The organism is Streptomyces jeddahensis, assembly GCF_001642995.1.
GTDB lineage: Bacteria > Actinomycetota > Actinomycetes > Streptomycetales > Streptomycetaceae > Streptomyces > Streptomyces jeddahensis.
The window spans coordinates 17,186-36,702 of the sequence record NZ_LOHS01000070.1 but is presented as its reverse complement, the minus strand read 5'-3'; the positions used below and the strand labels follow the sequence as shown (position 1 = coordinate 36,702).

The 19,517-nt window shown below is 70.6% G+C and carries 17 protein-coding genes; 8 read left to right on the top strand and 9 right to left on the bottom strand.

Features of this window, described 5'->3' with window-relative positions; all coding sequences use genetic code 11:
• Positions 1–94 precede the first annotated feature (94 nt).
• From STSP_RS12295 to galU, 5 genes are all read right to left on the bottom strand, one after another.
• A complete protein-coding gene (locus STSP_RS12295) occupies positions 95–730 on the bottom strand; it encodes a GNAT family N-acetyltransferase (RefSeq protein WP_067275982.1) in 636 nt (211 codons plus the stop codon).
• The gene (locus STSP_RS12290; protein ID WP_078067115.1) at positions 727–1,320 is read right to left on the bottom strand and encodes a MogA/MoaB family molybdenum cofactor biosynthesis protein; all 594 of its coding nucleotides are present in this window, start codon (positions 1,318–1,320) and stop codon (positions 727–729) included. The genes STSP_RS12295 and STSP_RS12290 overlap by 4 nt, the downstream gene beginning before the upstream one ends.
• 370 nt (positions 1,321–1,690) lie before the next feature.
• Positions 1,691–2,215 (bottom strand): cyclic pyranopterin monophosphate synthase MoaC, encoded by a 525-nt coding sequence (gene moaC, locus STSP_RS12285; RefSeq protein ID WP_067275980.1) that lies wholly within the window; start codon positions 2,213–2,215, stop codon positions 1,691–1,693.
• A gap of 86 nt (positions 2,216–2,301) precedes the next feature.
• Complete coding sequence (gene glp / locus STSP_RS12280; protein WP_067275977.1) at positions 2,302–3,630, bottom strand: molybdotransferase-like divisome protein Glp; 1,329 nt, start codon at positions 3,628–3,630, stop codon at positions 2,302–2,304.
• 4 nt (positions 3,631–3,634) lie between these two features.
• Positions 3,635–4,558 carry a UTP--glucose-1-phosphate uridylyltransferase GalU gene (gene galU / locus STSP_RS12275; protein ID WP_067275976.1) on the bottom strand — a complete coding sequence of 308 codons (924 nt, stop codon included), beginning with the start codon at positions 4,556–4,558 and terminating at the stop codon, positions 3,635–3,637.
• Between the two features lie 132 nt (positions 4,559–4,690).
• Between galU and STSP_RS12270 the strand changes: the two genes are divergently transcribed.
• The gene (locus STSP_RS12270) at positions 4,691–5,266 is read left to right on the top strand and encodes a 5-formyltetrahydrofolate cyclo-ligase (RefSeq protein WP_067275973.1); all 576 of its coding nucleotides are present in this window, start codon (positions 4,691–4,693) and stop codon (positions 5,264–5,266) included.
• 95 nt (positions 5,267–5,361) lie between these two features.
• Here the strand turns inward: STSP_RS12270 and STSP_RS12265 are convergent, their stop codons facing one another.
• Positions 5,362–8,130, bottom strand: a complete 2,769-nt coding sequence (locus STSP_RS12265) for a penicillin acylase family protein (RefSeq protein ID WP_067275971.1) — start codon at positions 8,128–8,130, stop codon at positions 5,362–5,364.
• 268 nt (positions 8,131–8,398) lie between these two features.
• On the opposite strand from STSP_RS12265, the gene STSP_RS12260 reads away from it, so the two are divergent.
• The 6 genes from STSP_RS12260 (at position 8,399) to mscL (ending at position 14,709) form a co-directional block, all read left to right on the top strand.
• Positions 8,399–9,895: a potassium/proton antiporter gene (locus STSP_RS12260; RefSeq protein ID WP_067275968.1), complete on the top strand. Its 1,497-nt coding sequence runs from the start codon at positions 8,399–8,401 to the stop codon at positions 9,893–9,895.
• Positions 9,896–10,209: 314 nt separating this feature from the next.
• Entirely contained in the window at positions 10,210–11,742 is a 1,533-nt protein-coding gene (locus STSP_RS36985; RefSeq protein ID WP_157902824.1) for an MFS transporter, read from the top strand.
• A gap of 67 nt (positions 11,743–11,809) precedes the next feature.
• Positions 11,810–12,148, top strand: coding sequence for an FmdB family zinc ribbon protein (locus tag STSP_RS12245; RefSeq protein ID WP_067275966.1), 339 nt, complete (start codon positions 11,810–11,812; stop codon positions 12,146–12,148).
• A gap of 87 nt (positions 12,149–12,235) precedes the next feature.
• Positions 12,236–13,126 (top strand): S-methyl-5'-thioadenosine phosphorylase, encoded by an 891-nt coding sequence (locus STSP_RS12240; protein ID WP_078067112.1) that lies wholly within the window; start codon positions 12,236–12,238, stop codon positions 13,124–13,126.
• A gap of 179 nt (positions 13,127–13,305) precedes the next feature.
• Positions 13,306–14,061, top strand: coding sequence for a hypothetical protein (locus STSP_RS12235; protein WP_408646276.1), 756 nt, complete (start codon positions 13,306–13,308; stop codon positions 14,059–14,061).
• A 168-nt stretch (positions 14,062–14,229) separates the two neighbouring features.
• The gene (gene mscL, locus STSP_RS12230) at positions 14,230–14,709 is read left to right on the top strand and encodes a large conductance mechanosensitive channel protein MscL (protein WP_067276246.1); all 480 of its coding nucleotides are present in this window, start codon (positions 14,230–14,232) and stop codon (positions 14,707–14,709) included.
• Positions 14,710–14,737: 28 nt separating this feature from the next.
• Here mscL and STSP_RS12225 read toward each other — a convergent pair whose 3' ends face one another.
• The 3 genes from STSP_RS12225 to pflB all read right to left on the bottom strand — a co-directional run bounded on the left by STSP_RS12225 (position 14,738) and on the right by pflB (position 18,185).
• Entirely contained in the window at positions 14,738–14,920 is a 183-nt protein-coding gene (locus STSP_RS12225; protein WP_067275961.1) for a hypothetical protein, read from the bottom strand.
• Between the two features lie 31 nt (positions 14,921–14,951).
• Positions 14,952–15,812 (bottom strand): pyruvate formate-lyase-activating protein, encoded by an 861-nt coding sequence (gene pflA, locus STSP_RS12220; RefSeq protein ID WP_078067111.1) that lies wholly within the window; start codon positions 15,810–15,812, stop codon positions 14,952–14,954.
• A 63-nt stretch (positions 15,813–15,875) separates the two neighbouring features.
• Positions 15,876–18,185 carry a formate C-acetyltransferase gene (gene pflB / locus STSP_RS12215; protein WP_067275958.1) on the bottom strand — a complete coding sequence of 770 codons (2,310 nt, stop codon included), beginning with the start codon at positions 18,183–18,185 and terminating at the stop codon, positions 15,876–15,878.
• Between the two features lie 242 nt (positions 18,186–18,427).
• Here pflB and STSP_RS12210 point away from each other — a divergent pair, with 242 nt between their 5' ends.
• Positions 18,428–19,453, top strand: coding sequence for a P1 family peptidase (locus tag STSP_RS12210; RefSeq protein ID WP_067275956.1), 1,026 nt, complete (start codon positions 18,428–18,430; stop codon positions 19,451–19,453).
• The last annotated feature ends 64 nt before the right edge of the window (positions 19,454–19,517 follow it).

The window sequence follows — 19,517 nt, the reverse complement described above, 5'->3', positions numbered from 1 at the left end:
CAGCAGCGCCACGGCGGCGGGAAAATTAATGGCTCAGGCGATCGGCCGCCGATCATTTTCGAACATTTATTTTATTCCGCATCGACGAGCGCCCTCAGACGGTGTTCTGCCCGCTGTTCCTGGAACGCGCCTGGTGCCAACGGCGGAGCAGCCCCTCCGGCACTTCTTCGGCGGTGAGCGCGAAGACGAGATGATCACGCCAGGCACCGTCGATGTGAAGATACCGTGGACGAAGTCCCTCCTCGCGGAATCCGAGTTTCTCGACGACCCTGCGGCTGGGTGCGTTCTCGGGGCGAATGCAGACTTCGATGCGGTGCAGGCCGACCGTGCGGAAGCAGTGGTCGACGGCCAGCGCCACGGCCGTCGGCATCACACCGCGGCCCGCGACCGCCTCGTCGACCCAGTAGCCGATATGGCCCGAGCACATCGAGCCCCAGGTGATACCGGCGACGGTCAGCTGCCCGACGAGGCGGCCCTGGTACTCGATGACGAAGGGCAGCATCCGGCCCGCGCTCGCCTCGGCGCGCAGATGGCGGACCATCTGACGGTAGGTCGGGCGATGTGCGACGGGGCCGCTGGGCGTGGGCGGCGGAATGGTCGCCTCCCACGGGCGCAGCCAGTCCCGGTTGCGCCGGTTGACCTCGCGCCATGTCCGCTGGTCGCGCAGCCTTATGGGGCGGAGAGCGACGTCGCCGTCCGCGAGCTCGACGGGCCAGGATGGGCTGTTCAGCTCGCACCCCCTGGGGGTACCTCCCAGGCCGCTGAGGCACTGGGGGAAGGTCTGGGGTGGTCGCCGCCGCGGATCTGGTCGACGGCGTGCACCAGGAGGGGCTCCAGTACGGCGAGCCCGTCCCGTACGCCGCCGGTGGAACCGGGCAGGTTGACGATCAGTGTCCGCCCGCCGACCCCGGCAAGTCCCCGGGAGAGCACCGCCGTGGGCACCTTCATCTGTCCGAACGAGCGAATGGCCTCAGGAATGCCCGGCACCTCGTAGTCGATGACGCGCCGGGTGGCCTCTGGTGTGCGGTCGGTGGGCGAGATGCCGGTGCCGCCCGTGGTGAGGATGACGTCGTACCCGGCATCGACCCCGGCCCGCAGCGCCTGCTCCACGGGGTCGCCGTCGGGGACCACCTGGGGACCGTCGACGGCGAAGCCGAGCGCCGTCAGCGCCTCGGCGATCAGCGGCCCGCCCTTGTCAGCGTAGACCCCGGCCGCCGCGCGGTTCGATGCGGTGACGACGAGGGCACGACGCGGTGCCGACTCGTCTCCGTGGCGGCGGCCCTGTTCCTGCCCATGGCCGTGATGGCCGTGCGTCGTCATGCCCGCGCTCCTGTCTGCGCGCCGCGGCGGCTCGCCTGCGCGGCGGGTTCCGGTGCGTGCGCGCCCGCGCCGACCGTCGGGCACGCCCGCGTATCGTCTTGGCTGCGACCCCGGCCGCTCAGCGCTCCGCTGGACGTGCCGCGATGTGCCGTCAATCGTCTGCGGCGCCATCGTGGCTGGTCGCGCCCGCGCGGCGGAGCCGCATATGTCACAGCCCCGCGCCCCTTCAGGGCGCTGCCGAACCGCAGCGGACCTCGCCCGACCTGCACAGCCCCGGCACGGTCGCCGCTCGCGGCCGCGCCCGACCACGACGCCACGCGCGCGGCTGCCACCGACCACGACGCAACGCGCGCGTGCACGTCGGCGGCACTCATGCCGGGCCTCCCGCCCGGCTCCAGTCGCCGGACTTGCCGCCGGTCTTCTCCTCCACCCGTACGTCCGTGATCACGGCGCCCTTGTCCACGGCCTTGACCATGTCGATCACCGTGAGGGCCGCCACGCTCACCGCCGTGAGGGCCTCCATCTCGACGCCCGTGCGGTCCGTCGTCTTCACCGTGGCGGTGATCTCGACGGCGTCGTCCGCGACCGACAGGTCCACCTTCACGCCCGAGACGGCCAGCGGGTGGCACAGCGGGATCAGATCGGGGGTTCGCTTGGCGCCCATGATCCCCGCGATACGGGCGGTCGCGAGGGCATCGCCCTTGGGCACCCCTTCGCCGCGCAGCAGCTCGACCACGCGGGGCGCGACGAGAACGCGGCCGCTGGCGCGGGCGGTGCGCGCCGTCACGTCCTTCCCGGATACGTCCACCATGCGGGCGGCGCCCGCGTCGTCGATGTGCGTCAGCCGTTCCGGCTCCGGAGGTCCGGGGGCCTCCCCCTGGGAAAACACGGTCATTCGCTGTCGCGCTCCTGGTCAGGGCCGGCGCCGTGCGCGCGGGCCTGGTGTGCGCGACAGGGTACCTCCGCCCGACTGGCCGATGCTCAGCCCAGCAGGACCACTTCGACCTCCGTGCCCGGTTCGACCGATGTCGTGTCCTCGGGGATGACGATCAACGCGTCCGCGTGCGCGAGGGCGGCGATGAGGTGCGAGCCCGCGCCTCCGACGGGCGTGACGGTGCCTGTGCCCGCGTCGTACCGCCCGCGCAGGAACTGGCGCTTGGCGGCGGGCGAGGAGAGCGCCTTGCCGGCCTCCAGGACCGCTCGCGTGGTCGGCCGGTGCACGTCCGCAAGGCCCATCAGCGCCCGGATGGCGGGGCGTACGAACAGCTCGAAGGAGACGTACGACGAGACGGGGTTGCCGGGGAGGGCGAGCAGCGGGGTGTGGTCGGGGCCGATGGAGCCGAAGCCCTGGGGCTTGCCGGGCTGCATGGCGAGCTTGCGGAACTCGATGCCGCTGCCTGCCTCGTCCTCGTCGCCGACGTACGACAGGGCCTCCTTGACGACGTCGTACGCTCCGACGCTGACGCCGCCCGTGGTGACGATCAGGTCGGCGCGGATCAGCTGGTCCTCGATGGTGGCGCGCAGGGTGTCGGCATCGTCGGCCACGGCGCCGACGCGGTAGGCCATCGCTCCGGCGTCGCGGGCGGCCGCGGTGAGCGCGAAGCTGTTGGAGTCGTAGATCTGGCCGTCTTCCAATTCCTCGCCGGGCTGGACGAGTTCGCTGCCGGTGGACAGGACGACGACGCGTGGGCGCGGGCGTACCCGGACGGTGCCGCGGCCGATGGCGGCGAGCAGGGCGATCTGCGGCGGGCCGAGGACCGTGCCGGCCTCCAGCGCGCGCTCTCCGGCCTTCACGTCGCTGCCCTTCGCGCGGACGTGCGCGCGTGCCTCAGCGGGGCGGTACACATGGACGCGGCCGTAGGCTGCCTCCGGGGCGGCGCTGTGGGCGCGCATTCCGGAGACGGGGCCGGCGCCCAGTCCGCCGTCGGTCCACTCGACGGGGACGACGGCCTCGGCCCCGGGCGGCAGCGGGGCTCCGGTCATGATGCGGGCGGCCTGGCCGGGCCCGACCGCGGGCTGCGCGGCCTGGCCCGCGGCGACGTCGCCGACGACCGTCAGCACGGCGGGGAACTCCTCGCTCGCGCCCGACACGTCGGCGACCCGGACCGCGTACCCGTCCATCGAGCTGTTGTCGAAGGGCGGCAGGGACACCGGCACCGTGACGTCCTCGACGAGGACGCAGCCCTGGGCGTCGAGCAGATGCAGCTCGATGGGTTCCAGGGGCCGGACGGTGGTGAGGATGTCCTCGAGGTGCTCGGACACCGACCAGATGTGGTCCTGGCCGGTGACGCGGGTCGCGGCGTTGCTCAAATTGCTACATCTCCTCGTCGACGTAACTGCGAAGCCAGGTCCGGAAGTCCGGGCCCAGGTCTTCACGTTCGCACGCGAGTCTGACAATGGCACGCAGGTAGTCGCCACGATCGCCGGTGTCGTAGCGGCGGCCCTTGAAGACGACGCCGTGCACGGGACCGCCGGCCCCGCCGCCGTCGGTGCCCCGGTGCTCCTCGGCGAGCTTCTGCAGGGCGTCGGTGATCTGGATCTCACCGCCGCGGCCCGGCTCGGTCTTGCGGAGTATGTCGAAGACGTGCGGGTCGAGGACGTAGCGCCCGATGATCGCGTAGTTGCTGGGGGCGTCCGCGGGGTCGGGCTTCTCGACCAGGCCGGTGACCTCGACGACGTCGCTGTCCTCGGTGGGCTCCACGGCCGCGCAGCCGTAGAGGTGGATCTGGGCCGGGTCGACCTCCATGAGCGCGATCACGCTGCCCCCGCGCTGTTCCTGGACCTCGATCATGCGCGCGAGCAGGGGGTCGCGCGGGTCGATCAGGTCGTCGCCGAGGAGGACGGCGAAGGGCTCGTGGCCGACGTGGGGCGCGGCGCACAGGATGGCGTGGCCGAGGCCCTTCGGGTCGCCCTGGCGTACGTAATGCATCGTCGCGAGATCGCTGGATTCCTGGACCTTGGCGAGCCGGTCGGCGTCGCCCTTCTTCTCCAGGGCGGATTCCAGCTCGTAGTTGCGGTCGAAGTGGTCCTCCAGGGGGCGCTTGTTGCGGCCCGTGATCATGAGGACGTCGTCGAGGCCGGCGGACACGGCTTCCTCGACCACGTACTGGATCGCCGGCTTGTCGACGACCGGCAGCATCTCCTTGGGAGTGGCCTTGGTGGCGGGCAGGAACCGGGTGCCGAGGCCTGCTGCAGGAATGACAGCCTTGCTGATCCTTGGATGCGACGTGTCAGTCATGTCCGCAACCATATCGGGTGCCATTGTGCGGAATCTGTGGGTCCGGTTAATTCGCTCTCATATGAGGCGAATATGAGGAGTTATGAGAACACCATGAGACACGCCAAGGGCGGACCAGAGCGTGGCAAGCGAATGTTGCGGCAGGGATTCCTCGCGGTGAGAAGCGGGTTGACAGCGGATGACGTGCGCGAGGAGGCGGCGGTTCTCGCCGGCCGGGCACTTGAGCTGCCGGAGCTCTCCGGGGCCCGCACGGTCGCCGCGTACGTGTCGGTCGGCAGCGAGCCCGGCACGCGCGCGTTGCTGGACGCGCTCCACGCGCGCGGGGTGCGCGTCCTCCTGCCGGTGCTGCTGGCCGACAACGACCTCGACTGGGCGGTGTACGAGGGCGCGGACTCGCTCGTCGGCGTCCGGCACCCGGGGAAGATCGAACTCTTGGAGCCGGCCGGCGCGCGGCTCGGACCGGACGCCGTCCTGGAGGCGGACGCGGTCCTGCTGCCGGGGCTCGCCGTGGACGCGCGCGGGATGCGGCTGGGGCGCGGCGGAGGCTCGTACGACCGGGTGCTCGGGCGCCTGGAGCGGGCGGGCGCGGATCCGGCGCTGGTGGTCCTGCTGTACGACAGCGAGGTCGTCGAGCACGTTCCCGAGGAACCGCACGACCGGCCGGTGCATGCGGTGGTGACGCCTTCGGGAGTACGCCGCTTCCGCTGACGGCAGTCCTTGGGGCACGAAGCCGACCGCGGCCCTCCGGACGCGAAGTGGCCCCGCACGCACGCGTGCGGGGCCACTTCAGGGAAGGTCGACCATCAGGGCCGCAGCACCAGGGCGTCCTGCGTTGCGGCGTCGACCGCCTTCTCCGAATAGGCCCACGGCAGGAGTTCACCGTCGGCCCACTTGTCCGTCTGGTCGGTGTAGTGCGCGCTGTAGGCGTGTCCCGAGGCGCCGGTGAGGTTGATCCACTTGGACTTGTCGAGGTCCTCGAGGTTCACCACCATCCGCATCGACGGCACCCAGATCACTCCGTAGCCGCCCGCCGCGTTCCAGCCGGTCGCGTCGACCGCGGCCTCGCCGCCGCTGAGCTTCCACGGGCCGCGGTTGAGCATGTACTGCAGGAAGCCCGGACCGTCGGTGCCCAGCGTCTGGTTCTTCAGGAACAGCCGGTGCAGGCGGCCCCAGCTCCAGGTGTCGATGTCCTTGCCGAGCTTGGCGGTCAGCTCCCAGCGGGCGTCCTCCATGGCACGTGCGAACAGCTCGTCGCGGTTCGTGGCCGCGGGCTCGGTCCGCGTCTTCGGCGCCGTCCACCAGTCGTTGTCCTCGTCCTCGAGGATCTTGCGGACCACCTCGTACCAGCGGTCGCCGCCGTCGGGCTGCGCCGAGTCCGCGTCGCGCTCACCGCACTCGCGCACCTTGCGCTCCTCGTCGACCGGGCCGGTGTTGCCCGCCGGCTCGACGCTCAGGCACTGGCCCTCGACGCGCAGTTCCTTGGGGAGCTTGTTGCCGAAGGCGAGCTTGAGGATGTTGCGCCAGACCGCGTTGAAGTAGGCGGCCGCCGCCGAGTCCGCGTCCTGGGTGTAGTCCCAGCCCTCCAGCAGCTTCTGCGCCTCGCGCACGTACGGGTCGGAGACGTCGATCTTGAGCAGCTTGGGCACGAGCAGCCTGGCGATCTCGCTGCTGTTGTCCATCTGCATCTGGCGCATGTCCTCGGTGGAGATCTTGCCGCCGTTCTTGATCTTCGACTGGATGAGGTCGTTGATCCGCTGGCTGCGCGCGCCGTAGCCCCAGTCCGTGGTGAGGGTGTACGGGTACGTGGCCGGGTTTATGACGGCCTGGTTGGCGGTCACGATGTAGCCGCGCTTCGGGTTGTACTCGTACGGCAGGGCGGCCTGCGGGATGTAGCCCGTCCAGCGGTACTTGGAGTCCCAGCCCGGGGCGGGCAGCGAACCGTTGTACCCGCCGCCGCGCGTCGGGATCTTCCCGGGTGCCTGGTAGCCGATGTTGCCCGCGGTGTCCGCGTAGATGAGGTTCTGCGAGGGCACCTCGAAGTCGGCGGCGGCCTTGCGGAACTGGGTCCAGTTCTCCGCCTTGTTCAGCGCGAAAACGGCGTCCATGGTGTTGCCCGGCGTCAGCGCGGTCCAGCGGAGCGCGACGCCGTAGCCGTCGCCGCGGTCGGGTGCCGCCGCGTCGACCGTGGCCTTCTGGCCGACCTTGACCAGCTCGTCGTCGCGGTCGGACAGCAGCGGCCCGTTGTTGGTCTCGCGGACGGTGATCGTCTTGCTCGGGCCGCCCGCGACCTTGATGGTCTCCTTGCGGGTCGTGAACGGCAGCACCTTGTTGTCGTACTGGTAGCCGTCGCCGGCGAACTTCTCCAGGTACAGGTCGGTGACGTCCGCGCCCAGATTCGTCATGCCCCACGCGATGTCCTGGTTGTGGCCGATGACCACGCCGGGCATGCCGGAGAAGGTGTAGCCGGAGACGTCGTACTGGCAGGTGTCGGAGACGTTCCGGCAGTGCAGGCCCATCTGGTACCAGATCGACGGCAGCTGGGGCGCCAGGTGCGGGTCGTTGGCGAGCAGCGGCTTGCCGGTGATCGTGTGGGCGCCGGAGACCACCCAGGAGTTGGAGCCGATGCCGTTGCCGTTCGGCCCGAAGACCGCCGGCACCTCGTCCAGGACGTCGGAGACCGCCGACAGCTGGCTCTGCAGCCCCGACGGCGCGGTGGCGTTGCCCGCGAGCCCCGTACCGGCGGTGGTGCCGGACTGCGTCTGCGTCTGCGTGCTGGCCGAGCTCTCCGGCCCGTACGTCTTGGTGGCCGCGTTGTAGGCGCCCTCCTGCACGATCGGCTCGTTGCGCTCGTACGGGTACTCGGGGTACAGGTCCTTGATCTGGGACGGGCCGAGGCGGCTGGTCATCAGCGAGCGGTCGATCTCGTCCTGCATGTTGCCGCGCAGGTCCCAGGCCATCGCCTTGAGCCAGGCCACCGAGTCGACCGGCGACCACTTCTCCGGCTTGTAGTCGTTGGTGAAGCCGAGCGCCGCGTACTCGACCGAGAGGTCCTTGCCGTCCTTGCCCTCGAGGTAGGCGTTGACCCCCTTGGCGTACGCCTGCAGGTACTTCTTGGTCGTCGCCGAGAGCTTGGTGTCGTACTCCTTCTCCGCCACCCGGCGCCAGCCGAGCGTGCGCAGGAACTCGTCCGTCTTGATCTGGCTCTTGCCGAACATCTCCGACAGCCGACCGGAGGTCATGTGGCGGCGTACGTCCATCTCCCAGAACCGGTCCTGCGCCTGCACATAGCCCTGGGCCATGAAGAGGTCCTCGTCGGAGGAGGCGTAGATCTGCGGGATGCCGTAGCCGTCGCGCTTCACGTCGACCGGTCCGGAGAGCCCGTCGAGCTTTATCGACCCCTTCGTCTGCGGGAGGGAGGCACGCACCGTGCTGACGCCCCAGTACGCGCCGCAGCTCACGCCCGCGATGACGGCAAGAACCAGGACGATCACGATCAATCGGGCGCGGCGCCCCTTCTTCCTGCCGGACTTGCCGGGCTCCTGACCGGAAGAGGCGGTGTGATTCGAGGGCATCGCTGTCCTTGCTGTCCTTCGCGAGCGGCAGAACGGGCTGTGCGGTTGTGTGAGCGCTGGAGCAACCATAGGCGCAGGGCACTTCCCCTTCGGACGCAAGGTCGTGAAGGCGGGTCCGCCCGTTGTTGACATACGTTCGAAAGACACCCTCAAGGCGCCAAGAAAGCGTTAACTATTAGGTAAGGTAATGAAGTAACCCGGTTTCTCGCGCTACAGCGCCCACGACCGGTACAAGAGCACATGGCTCCACCAGGGGAAGGAACGGCCGCTGACTGTCCACCACCTCAACCAGCTCCTGCTCGTCTGCTCGCTCGTTCTGCTCGTCGCCGTGGCAGCGGTCCGTATCTCCTCGCGCAGCGGACTCCCCAGCCTGCTCATCTACCTGGGGATCGGCATCGCCATGGGGCAGGACGGCCCCGGCCACATCTCCTTCGACAACGCCCAGCTCACCCAGGTGATCGGCTACGCCGCGCTCGTCGTGATCCTCGCCGAGGGCGGCCTGGGCACGAAGTGGAAAGAGATCAAACCGGCACTTCCGGCGGCCGCCGCTCTGGCGACCGTCGGCGTCGCGGTGAGCGTCGGCGTCACGGCGACGGGCGCGCACTACCTGATCGGGCTGGAATGGCGGCAGGCGCTCATCATCGGCGCGGTGGTGTCCTCCACGGACGCGGCAGCGGTCTTCTCGGTACTGCGGAAAGTGCCCCTCCCCGCGCGCCTGACGGGCACGCTCGAGGCCGAGTCGGGCTTCAACGACGCCCCTGTGGTGATCCTCGTCGTGGCGTTCTCCACGGCCGGGCCGGTGGAGCACTGGTACGTGCTCGTCGGTGAGATCGCCCTGGAGCTGGCGATCGGCGCGGCGATCGGCCTCGCGGTGGGCTGGCTCGGCGCCTTCGGCCTCCGGCACGTGGCGCTGCCCGCCTCCGGTCTCTATCCGATCGCGGTCATGGCGATCGCGGTCAGCGCCTACGCGGCCGGGGCACTCGCGCACGGCAGCGGCTTCCTCGCCGTGTACCTCGCCGCGATGGTGCTCGGCAACGCCAGGCTGCCGCACTGGCCCGCCACGCGCGGCTTCGCCGAGGGCGTCGGCTGGATCGCCCAGATCGGCATGTTCGTCCTGCTCGGTCTGCTCGTCACGCCGCACGACCTGCACGACGACGTGTTGCCCGCCGTCGTCATCGGCCTGGTCCTGACCATGGTGGCGCGGCCGCTGTCGGTGGTGGTCGGCCTCCTGCCGTTCCGGGTGCCGTGGCGGGAGAAGGCGCTCATGTCGTGGGCGGGCCTGCGCGGCGCCGTGCCGATCATCCTCGCCACCATCCCGATGGTGCACGACGTCGAGCACAGCCGCCGGATCTTCAACATCGTCTTCGTACTCGTCGTCGTCTACACCCTCGTCCAGGGGCCGACGCTGCCGTGGCTGGCCCGGAAGATGCGCCTCGCCGAGACCGCCGAGGCCTCCGACCTGGGCATCGAGTCCGCGCCCCTGGAGCGGCTCGGCGGGCATCTGCTGTCCGTGGCGATCCCCAAGGGATCCAAGATGCACGGCGTCGAGATCAACGAACTGCGGCTGCCCGCGGGCGCCGCGGTCACGCTCGTGGTCCGCGAAGGGAAGTCCTTCGTACCGCTTCCGACGACCGTGCTGCGGCGCGGCGACGAACTGCTCGTGGTGGCCACCGATCCGGTGCGGGACGCCGCCGAGGCACGTCTGCGGGCGGTGGGGCAGGGCGGCAAGCTGGCCGGGTGGCTGGGGACGGGTGGGAATCCGTGAGGTCTGGCGGCCTACGGTCGTTTGTGCGGCGGTCGGCGGTCGCGGCCTCGGGGTGGAAGAACGCCCCGGCAATCACAGGTGAACACGCTGCGCCCGCTCGGATTCGCAGGCTGAGGGCTCTGTCCGGCCCTGTACGATGAGGCCACCTGATCGGACCAACTCTGCCTGACGCAGAGCTGGCGCGACCGTATGGCGGCCGCGGCGCCCCTGCAGGGGACCGCCCGGTATCTACCGCAGTCCAGCGCAAGAGGACAGCTCTCGGCGCCCGCCTGATGAAAGCGGTCGCGCTACCAGGCGGCAGAAAGGCACGGGCCGTGGCATCCACGGTCACCTCGAAGTCATACCGCCCTGGATCGTCTCGCCCCGGGTCGTCCCGGCGCGGGTCGTCCCGTCCGGGCTACGGACAGCTGCTGCGCACGCGTGGCGCCTGGACGTTCCTGGTCCCCGGATTCGCCGCGCGCCAGCCGTTCGCGATGCTGACCGTCTCCATCGTGCTGCTGGTGCACCACACCACCGGCTCCTACGGTGCCGCCGGCGCCGTCGCCGCCGTCACGGGCGTCTCGATGGCGCTGTTCGCGCCCCTGACCGGCACCTGTGCCGACCGCTTCGGGCAACGGGCGGTACTGCTGCCCGGCGTCCTGGTGCACGCGGCGGCCGGCCTGACGCTGACGGTGCTGGCGTTGTCGCATGCGCCTTTGTGGGCGCTCTTCGCGGGGGCCGTGCCGACCGGTGCCTCCGTACCGCAGATCGGGCCGATGGTGCGGGCACGCTGGGCCGTCACGCTGCAGGATTCGCCACCGCTGCTTCCGACGGCCGCCGCGTTCGAGTCCGTCACGGACGAGCTGACCTTCGTCCTCGGCCCTCTGCTCGCGACCGCGCTGTGCACGGCCGTGGACCCGGCCGCGGGCCTGGTGACGGAGGCGGTGCTGACGCTGGGCGGCGGGCTGCTCTTCGCGGCGCAGACGGGCACACAGCCGCGGACGTCGCGCGACACGCAGCAGCAGCGGCCGCGCGACACGGACCTACGGCCGTCGTCCGACGCGGCGCCTGACGGGCACGCGCGCGTAGGCGGCCCGGGCGAAGGCGGCCGCGGTGTCGGGGCCGGTGTGCTGGAAGCCGGGCCGGAGACACAGCATGCAGGTGCGAGGGGCCGGGGCGACACGCCCCCGGCTACGGACGGCGTGAGGGCGGCGACCGGAGGCGCGGGGCACGTGCGCGTGGAGCGCGTTCCCGCTCTCCGGGTGCCCGGCGTACGTGTGCTCGCCGTGGCCTTCCTGGGCATCGGCTGCGTCTTCGGCGGCATGCAGGTCTCACTGGCCGCGTTCACCCGGTCGATCGGCGAGCCGGGGCTGAACGGCGTCCTCTACGGCGTCTTCGCTGCGGGCAACATGCTCTCCGGCATCGTCTGCGGAGCGATCGCCTGGAAGGCGGCGCCTCACCGGCGGCTTGTCGTCGGATACGCGGCGCTGGCGCTGGCGGCCTCCGGACTGTGGACCGCGCACTCCGTGCTGCTGCTGGCCGGGCTCGGGCTGCTCGTCGGCGCGTGCATCGCCCCCACCCTGATCACCGGCTACACACTCGTCGAACGTCTGGTGGCGCCCACCTCGCGTACCGAGGCCTTCACGTGGTTGACCGGCGCGGTGGCGCTGGGGCAGGCCGCCGCGGTCACGCTCGCCGGGCAGCTGGAGGACCGTCTCTGGAACGGCGCCGGATTCCTGGTGCCGCTGGCCGGCACGGCACTGGCCCTGGCGACCGTCGTGTCACTGCGCACGCACCTCGTACCGCAGTCCAAGGGCCGGACGGTGAGACGTGGCGTCGGTCACCGCGTGCCGCTCGCAGTGGACTGATCCCCGGGAATGCGTCACTATGGACCGTCGTTAGCACTCATCGAGTGAGAGTGCCAGGAGGAAGCAAGTGCCGACCTATCAGTACCAGTGCACCGAGTGCGGCGAGGGCCTCGAGGCGGTGCAGAAGTTCACGGACGACGCCCTGACCGAGTGCCCCAGCTGCGACGGCCGCCTCAAGAAGGTGTTCTCCGCGGTCGGCATCGTCTTCAAGGGCTCGGGCTTCTACCGCAACGACAGCCGCGGCTCGTCCTCGAGCAGCTCGCCCGCCTCGTCGGCGAAGTCGTCGGACTCCAAGACCTCGTCCTCGGACTCCACGGCCTCCACCAGCTCGTCCGGCACGTCGAGCTCGTCCGGCACGTCGAGCTCCGCCGGCACGTCGAGCTCCGCCGGCTCCTCCGCCGCGTAACCACAGCTTCAGGCTTTCTTCGCGAGGCCCTGCCGTTTTCCGACGGCGGGGTCTCCGGCATTTCCCGGCCCGGCTACTGTGCTGACCATGGCGACCCTGGCGAACACGGCAGACGCAGAACTCACGGACGGGGCGGGCACACAGCCCTCCGCGGAGATCGGCGTCATCGGCGGCTCCGGCTTCTACTCCTTCCTCGACGACGTGACAGAGGTGCAGGTCGACACCCCTTACGGGGCGCCGAGCGACTCGCTCTTCCTCGGCGTACTGGCCGGCCGGCGGGTCGCCTTCCTCCCCCGCCACGGCCGCAGCCACCACCTTCCGCCGCACCGGATCAACTACCGCGCGAACATGTGGGCGCTGCGCTCGCTGGGCGTGCGCCAGGTACTGGGTCCGTCCGCGGTGGGCGGACTGCGGGCGGAGTACGGACCCGGAACCCTGCTGGTTCCGGACCAGTTCGTGGACCGTACGAAGGGGCGCGTGCAGACGTACTTCGACGGGCTTCCGCTGCCCGGCGGAGGCCCCGTGCCGAACGTGGTGCACGTCTCGCTGGCCGACCCGTACTGCCCCGTGGGCCGCAGGGTCGCGGTGAAGGCGGCGCACGAGCAGGGCTGGGAGCCGGTGGACGGCGGCACGCTCGTGGTGGTCGAGGGGCCCCGGTTCTCGACCCGTGCGGAGTCGCTGTGGCACGCGGCGCAGGGCTGGTCGGTGGTGGGCATGACGGGCCACCCCGAGGCCGCGCTGGCCCGTGAGCTCGAGCTCTGCTACACGTCGCTGACCCTGGTCACCGACCTCGATGCGGGTGCGGAGACGGGCGAGGGCGTCTCGCATGAGGAGGTGCTCAAGGTGTTCGCCGCGAACGTGGACAGGCTGCGGACGGTGCTGTTCGATGCGGTGGCCGGCCTGCCGTCGAACGAGAAGCGGGACTGCCTGTGCATGCGGGCGCTGGGCGGCATGGACCCGGGCATCGAGCTGCCGTGAGGCGGTGGCTGGTCGCGGCTGCCGTGATGCGGCGGCTGGTCGCCGCTGCCGTGAGGCCGCGGCTGGTCGCGGCTGTCTGAGGGGGCTGGGCGGAACTTCACGTTCGGGTGTGGGAGTTGTCCACAACCGGCCGGTATTCCACGGGCTTCAGCGGGCGTCGGCGAGGAGCTGCATCGTGGATGCGCAAGCCGAGCTCCTCACCGCAGGTGGTGGTCACCGTGTCCCAGTTCCTCTCGCAGCTCCCGCCTCTGTCTCCGTCTCCGTCTCCGTCTCCGTCTCCGTCTCCGTCTCCGAGTCATGTATCGCTTGCTCCACGTGACCAGTCGGACCTGGCCGCGCAGGCGGTCACGCACGGGCATCGTCCGCAGGGCGGGTGGCCACCAGGTCCTGCGAGCGAGAACTCGAGCGAGAATCGTCCGCCAGGCGGAGACGCTCCGCCGACGTGCGAGGTCCCGCACTTCTCGCCGGTGCGGGTGCGCGGCGGGCGGCATGGTCTGCGCCGGCTCGTACGGCACAGACGCCGTGCTGTGGCGGCGGGTCTCGCCGTGACGGCGGCGGCCCTCGTGGCGACGGGCCCGCGTGACGTGCAGCGGGCGCAGGCGGACCCGGCGCAGGCCCACCCGGCACCCGCTCCCCGGAAGGAGCCGCGGGCGGTGGAGCTGGTGGCCGCGCCCGTGCGTATCGCGGACGCCGCGACGGTGCGGCTGCTGCGCCCGGGCGACCGCGTGGACGTCGTCGCGGCCGACGGCGCGGCGACGGGCGGCGGGGTGGCGCGCGTGGTGGCGAGGGGTGCACGGGTGACGAAGGTCCCCGAGGCGGCACGGGACAGTGCGGCGGAGAGCGGGGCGCTCATCGTGCTCTCCGTGCCGCGGGCCACGGCGGCACGGCTGGCCGGGGCAGGGGCGACGTCACGGCTGGCGGTGACACTGTGCTGACCACGGCTGCGCGAGACACCGACGTGCCGACCATGGCTGCGCGCGGCACCGACGCCGTCCTGTCAAGTCGCTCGTCGGGGAGGCCTCGGTGGGCAGAGCGAAGGCGTTCTGCCGTAGGTTGCGGAGCTGTTTGTTCCACAACCTGCAGATGTGAAGAAAGGCCTCGCGGTGAGCGTGAAGAAGACGCCGAGCGTCTGGGAAGGCTTCAAGGCCTTCCTGATGCGCGGCAATGTGATCGACCTGGCGGTCGCGGTGGTCATCGGTGCCGCGTTCACCAACATCGTGAACTCCCTGGTGAAGGGCATCATCAACCCGTTGGTCGGCGCGTTCGGGACGAAGGATCTCGACAGGTACAGCTCGTGCCTGCAGGCTCCCTGCAAGTTCGACGAGAAGACGGGCACGGTCACGAGCGGCATCCCCCTCATGTGGGGATCGGTGCTCAGCGCCACCCTCAGCTTTCTGATCACCGCGGCCGTCGTGTACTTCCTCATGGTGCTGCCCATGTCGAAGTACCTGGCCAGGATGGCGGAGCGGAAGGCGGCCAAGGAGGGCGCGCAGGAGAAGCTCGAGGAGACCGAGCTGGAACTCCTGAAGGAGATCCGCGACGCCCTGGTCGCGCAGCGCGGTTCCGGGGACGGTACGCGGTAGCGACAGCAGCAGCGGCAGCCCGGCGGCTTCAGAGGTGGTGGGGCGGCTTCTCGTCCAGGAAGCGCGCGAGGTCGGCGGCACTGTCACCGCCGGGTGCCGGCCCCTCGCCCCACCCCCGGTCGGTGTCGTCCGAGGTCTGCTGCGTCAGCGGGTCGTCGAAGACCAGCGCGTCCTTCGGATCGCGCGGTTCGGGGCCGGGGGCGGTGCTCATGCGTCCAGGGTACGTCCGGCCGGGAAGGGCCTCAGACGGCCCTGAGCCCCTTCGCCTCGAAGATCCGCCTGGCCGAGGCCACCTGCTCCGGGACGGGGGACGGGGTGTCGTGCAGGGGGAAGGTCCTGCCGAGTTCCCGCCACTTGCTCGCGCCCAGTTTGTGGAAGGGCAGCACATCGACCCTGGAGACGTTGCCGAGCGAGGCGGCGAACGCCGCGACGCCCTCGATGTTCGCCGGGTCGTCGGTCAATCCGGGCACCAGCACGAAGCGGACCCAGACGTCCTTGCCGAGCCGGGCGAGACGGCGGGCGAAGTCGAGCGTCGGCTCGAGCGGACGGCCGGTGACCTTCTTGTACGTCTCGCGGTTCCAGGACTTGATGTCGAGCAGCACGAGGTCGACGTCGCGCAGCAGCGAGTCCGTGGCGCGGCTGCCGAGGAAGCCGGAGGTGTCGAGGGCGGTGTGCAGGCCCACTTCGTGCTTGAAGCGGTGCAGCAGCTCTCCCGCGAAGACGGGCTGCAGCAGGGGCTCGCCGCCGCTGAGGGTGGCTCCGCCGCCCGCGGCCGCGATGAAGCCGGTGTACTTGGCCGCTTCGGCGACGATGTCGTCGGCTGCCGTGCGCCTGCCGTCGCGTATCCGCCAGGTGTCGGGATTCTGGCAGTACAGGCACGTCAGCGGGCATCCGGACAGGAACGTCACGAAGCGGGTGCCGGGACCGTCGACGCCCGTCGACAGGTCCCAGGAGTGGACGGAGCCCTCGACGGGGTGGCGGGTTGCGGCGGCCGCCGGAGTGGCGGCGGCCAGCGTGGCAGACGCCGCGGGGTTCAGGCTGGCAGAGGCCGCGGGGTTCAGCGTGGCAGGCGCCGCGGGGTTCTGACCGAGCAGCAGGGGCATGGTGGTACTCCCGGATTGCTGAAGCCGGGGCTGCGGCCGGACGGCTCGCAGCGGGCTGTGGGCTTACAGCGAGTTGTGGAAGGTGCGGTTGATGACGTCCAGCTGCTGCTCGCGCGTCAGGCGGACGAAGTTCACGGCATAGCCGGAGACCCGGATGGTCAACTGCGGGTGCTTCTCCGGGTGTTCCATGGCGTCCTCGAGCGTCGCCTTGTCGAGCACGTTGACGTTCATGTGGAAGCCGCCGCTCGCCATGAAGCCGTCCAGCACGCCGGACAGATGCGCGATGCGCTCCTCCCGGGTACGGCCGAGGGCGTCCGGCGTGACGCTGTTGGTGAGCGAGATGCCGTCCTCGGCGTCGTCATACGAGAGTTTGGCGACCGACAGGGCGGAGGCGATGTAGCCGTGCGCGTCGCGGCCGTTCATCGGGTTGGCGCCCGGGGCGAACGGGGCGCCGGCGCGGCGGCCGTCGGGGGTGTTGCCGGTCTTCTTGCCGTAGACGACGTTCGAGGTGATGGTCAGCACCGACTGGGTGTGCACGGCGTCGCGGTACGTGGGGTGTTTGCGCACCTTCTCCATGAAGTCGTGGACGATCTGCTGGGCCAGGGAGTCGGCGCGGTCGTCGTTGTTTCCGTAGGCGGGATAGCCGCCCTCGGTCTCGTAGTCGACGATCAGTCCCGTCTCGTCGCGTACGACGTTCACGCGTGCGTGCTTGATGGCGGAGAGGGAGTCGGCGGCCACGGACAGGCCCGCGATGCCGCAGGCCATGGTGCGCAGGATCTCCTGGTCGTGCAGTGCCATCTCGATGCGCTCGTAGGCGTACTTGTCATGCATGTAGTGGATGACGTTGAGCGCATGGACGTACGTCTTGGCGAGCCAGTCGAGCATCGCGTCGTACCGCCGGGCGACGTCCTCGTACTCGAGGTAGTCGCCGGTGACCGGCTCGAAGCCCTCGACGACGGTCTTCCCGGTCATCTCGTCGCGGCCGCCGTTGATCGCGTAGAGCAGCGCCTTGGCGACGTTGACGCGCGCGCCGAAGAACTGCATCTGCTTGCCCATGGCCATGGCGGAGACGCAGCAGGCGATGGCCGTGTCGTCGCCGTACTTCGGGCGCATCAGTTCGTCGGACTCGAATTGGAGCGCGCTGGTGTCGATGGCGACCTTGGACGCGAACTCCCTGAAGGCCTTGGGCAGTCGCTGCGACCACAGGACGGTGAGGTTCGGTTCCGGGGCGGGGCCCAGGTTGTAGAGGGTCTGGAGGGCGCGGAAGGTGGTGCGGGAGACGAGCGGGCGGCCGTCCTCGCCGATGCCCGCCATGGTCCAGGTGACCCAGGTGGGGTCGCCGGAGTAGAGCTCGTTGTACTCGGGGGTGCGCAGGAAGCGGACGATGCGGAGCTTGATGACGAAGTCGTCGATCAGCTCCTGTGCCCGGGACTCGGTGAGTGCGCCACGCTCGATGTCGCGCTGCAGGTAGACGTCGAGGAAGGTGTCGATGCGGCCGTTCGACATGGCCGCGCCGTTCTGCTCCTTCACGGCCGCCAGATAGGCGAAGTACAGCCACTGGACGGCTTCGCGGCCGGTCGCCGCCGGGCGGGAGATGTCGTAGCCGTAGGACCGGGCCATCGCCTTGAGCTCGCCCAGTGCCTTGATCTGCTCGGCGATCTCCTCACGGTCGCGGATGACGTGCTCGGTCGGCCACTGGGCGTTCAGCTGCTCCTTCTCGGCCTGCTTGGCCTCGATGAGCCGGTCGACGCCGTAGAGGGCGACGCGGCGGTAGTCGCCGATGATGCGGCCGCGGCCATAGGCGTCGGGCAGGCCGGTGATGATTCCGGCGGAGCGGCAGGCGCGGATCTCGGGGGTGTAGGCGTCGAAGACGCCGTCGTTGTGGGTCTTGCGCAGATGGGTGTAGACGTCCTTGACCGCGGGGTCCGGCTCATAGCCGTAGGCGCCCAGGGCCGTCTCGACCATGCGCCAGCCACCGGCTGGCATGATCGCGCGCTTGAGCGGGGCGTCGGTCTGCAGACCGACGATGAGGTCGAGGTCCGGATCGACATAGCCGGGCGCGAAGGCATCGATACGGGACGGGGTGTGCCCGTCGACGTCGTGGATGCCGCGCTCCCGCTCGGCCGGGAACATCGACAGCAGCTTCTCCCACACCTGCGTGGTCCGCTCGGTGGGCCCGGCCAGGAAGGAGCCGTCGCCCTCGTACGGCGTGTAGTTCTGCTGGACGAAGTCGCGGACGTCGATGGCGTCACGCCACAGACCGCCCTTGAAGCCGTCCCAGGCTCCGCTGCGATGTGCCTGCTCCGTCTGTTCTGCAGGAGTGCCAGTCGTCGTCACGCTCACGTCCGAGTCCCTTCGTCGCTTCCTGTCCATTGCACGCCTGGGGCAGCAGCAAAGGGCGATGCGTTGGTCCTCGATCTGGGGGCCGAAGGTCCTCCGCTTCGGCCCGGCGCGCGCTCGGCTTCGCCCTCGACGTATGGCCTCGACCCAGACGTATGGCCTCGACTCAGACGCGTGGGCTCGGCTCCGGCGCATGGCCTCAGCTCAGACGTAGGGCGTCGGCTCCTGGGCATACCGTCTCCGGTGGAGCCGGACGACGGGTGGGAGACACAGACATGACGGTTGACGCGCTCACGGACGTGTCCGGACTGCGCGTGGGGCACGCCACGCGGGCCGGGGACGGCTGGCTCACCGGCACCACGGTCGTGCTCGCGCCGGAGGGCGGGGCGATCGCGGCCGTGGACGTGCGCGGCGGCGGCCCCGGCACCAAGGAGACGGACGCGCTCGACCCGCGCAATCTGGTGCAGCGCGTCGAGGCGGTCGTCCTCACCGGCGGCAGCGCGTACGGACTCGACTCGGCGTCCGGGGTGATGGCCTGGCTGGAGGAGCGGCGGCGAGGCGTACGGGTCGGTCCCGATCCGTCGCATGTCGTGCCGGTCGTCCCGGCCGCGTGCGTCTTCGACCTGGGCCGCGGCGGCGACTTCCGGACCAGGCCGGACGCGTCGACGGGCCGCGCCGCGGTGGAGGCCGCAGCGCGCACAGAGCTGGGCGCGCCGGTGCAGTCGGGCGGAGTGGGCGCCGGTACGGGCGCGGTGGTCGGCGGCATCAAGGGCGGTGTCGGCACGGCGAGCACCCGCCTCACCTCGGGTGTCACGGTCGCCGCGCTGGTGGTGGCCAATGCCGTGGGCTCGGCGGTCGACCCGCTGACGGGTGTGCTGTACGGGCGGTTCTTCGAGGGGCGCCCGGCGTATCCCTCGGACGAGGTCCACGAGTCGGCGCAGCGCCGGCTGGCGGAGTCGGCCGCGAAGAACGGTCCGGCACCGCTGAACACCACGCTCGCGGTCGTCGCCACCGACGCCGGGCTGACACGCGCGCAGGCGCAGAAGCTCGCGGGCACGGCGCACGACGGCATCGCACGCGCGGTGCGTCCGGTCCACCTGCTCCACGACGGTGACACCGTCTTCGCGCTGGCCACGGGCGACCGCCCGCTCGCCGTCGGGAATCCCCTCGCGCTGAACGAGATCCTCACGGCCGGCGCGGACATGGTGACCCGTGCGATCGTACGGGCGGTCCTTGCCGCCGAGTCCGTGGAAGGCCCGGGCGGCAGCTACCCGTCGTACCGGGAGTTGTACGGGAGTTGAGGTGGAAACCGCGCCCGTCCGCCAGGGCGGGGCGGGAACTCCAGGGACAGGCCGCTCGTTTTTC